This window comes from Pedobacter sp. 01T416_2, assembly GCF_056398925.1.
In genome coordinates, this window is sequence record NZ_JBFTQI010001083.1 from 1 (window position 1) to 1,453 (window position 1,453).

Annotated in this window: 1 protein-coding gene and 1 tRNA gene; both read left to right on the forward strand. The window is 40.9% G+C overall.

Features of this window, described 5'->3' with window-relative positions:
- Positions 1-2 precede the first annotated feature (2 nt).
- Positions 3-1,055 (forward strand): peptide chain release factor 1, encoded by a 1,053-nt coding sequence (gene prfA / locus AC1DPQ_RS27555; protein WP_477611537.1) that lies wholly within the window; start codon positions 3-5, stop codon positions 1,053-1,055.
- A gap of 103 nt (positions 1,056-1,158) precedes the next feature.
- A tRNA-Asp gene (locus AC1DPQ_RS27560) sits at positions 1,159-1,232 on the forward strand.
- Positions 1,233-1,453: the final 221 nt, after the last annotated feature.

Here is a 1,453-nt window from a genome sequence, read left to right on the forward strand (position 1 = left end):
CTATAAAGCTGCGTTGGGAAGATGTGGAAGAATCGTTGAGCAATCCGGATGTAATTCAGGATATGAAACGTTTTGCGGCTTTAAATAAAGAATATAAAGACTTGGGCAAGATTGTAGACGAATATAAAATCTACAAAAATGTGATGAGTAATATTGATGCCAACAAAGAAATTTTAGCTACTGAGAAAGATGCTGAAATGCGTGAGATGGCAAAAGAAGAGCTTGATCTTTTGTTAAAACAACAGGAAGAAATGGAAAGTAATATCCGTTTGATGTTGATTCCTAAAGACCCTGAAGATGCTAAGAACKCGGTATTCGAGATCCGTGGTGGTACCGGTGGAGATGAGGCGGCTTTATTTGCTGGCGATTTATACCGCATGTATACCCGTTATTTCGAAACTAAGGGATGGAAAGTAGAAACCGTTGATGTAACTGAAGGTACAGCAGGTGGTTATAAAGAGGTGATCTTAAAAGTGAGTGGCGATGATGTTTATGGCCAGTTAAAATACGAAAGTGGCGTGCACCGTGTGCAACGTGTGCCAGATACCGAAACTCAAGGGCGTGTACATACTTCGGCGGCATCTGTAGCTGTTTTGCCAGAAGCTGAAGAAATTGATCTGTACATTAACCCAGCTGATATCGAACTGCAAACTTCGCGTTCAGGTGGTGCCGGCGGACAGAACGTAAATAAGGTAGAAACTAAGGTGCAATTAACGCACAAGCCTTCAGGTTTGGTGGTGGTGTGCCAACAAGAGCGTTCTCAATTGGGTAACCGTGTTATTGCGATGGAGATGTTGCGTAGCAAACTTTACGATATCGAACTACAAAAAAAGAATGGCGATATTGCCGCTAAACGTAAAACAATGGTATCAACCGGCGATCGTTCAGCAAAAATCAGAACTTACAATTACCCTCAGGGCCGTGTTACCGAGCACCGTATCGGATTAACGATGTACAACTTGCCAAGCATTATGGATGGTGATATTCAGGAGATTATTAGTGCACTTCAGTTTGCAGAAAATGCAGAAAAGATGCAGGAAGGCGCTGTAGGATAAGGAGTTGTATATTTTTGAAAAAAAAGTTTGCGAATTAAGATATAGTCTCTATATTTGCAACCTCGAAAGAGACAAGAGGTTCGAACTTTAAAGAAGAACAAAAGGAGTGGTAGTTCAGCTGGTTAGAATGCCTGCCTGTCACGCAGGAGGTCGCGGGTTCGAGTCCCGTCCATTCCGCAACAAAAGCCTTAACTTGAAAAAGTTGAGGCTTTTTTGCTTAATAATGGTTTTGATTAAAATATTTAGAATGAGGTTCAGTGTGTTACATAATTATTGATTAAAAAGTCGATTACTATAGTGATAAACTGAATATAGTGTCTATATTTGCACTCCCGTAAGGGGAAAGAGGTTCGAACTTTAAAGCGGACAAAAGGAGTGGTAGTTCAGCTGGTTAGAAT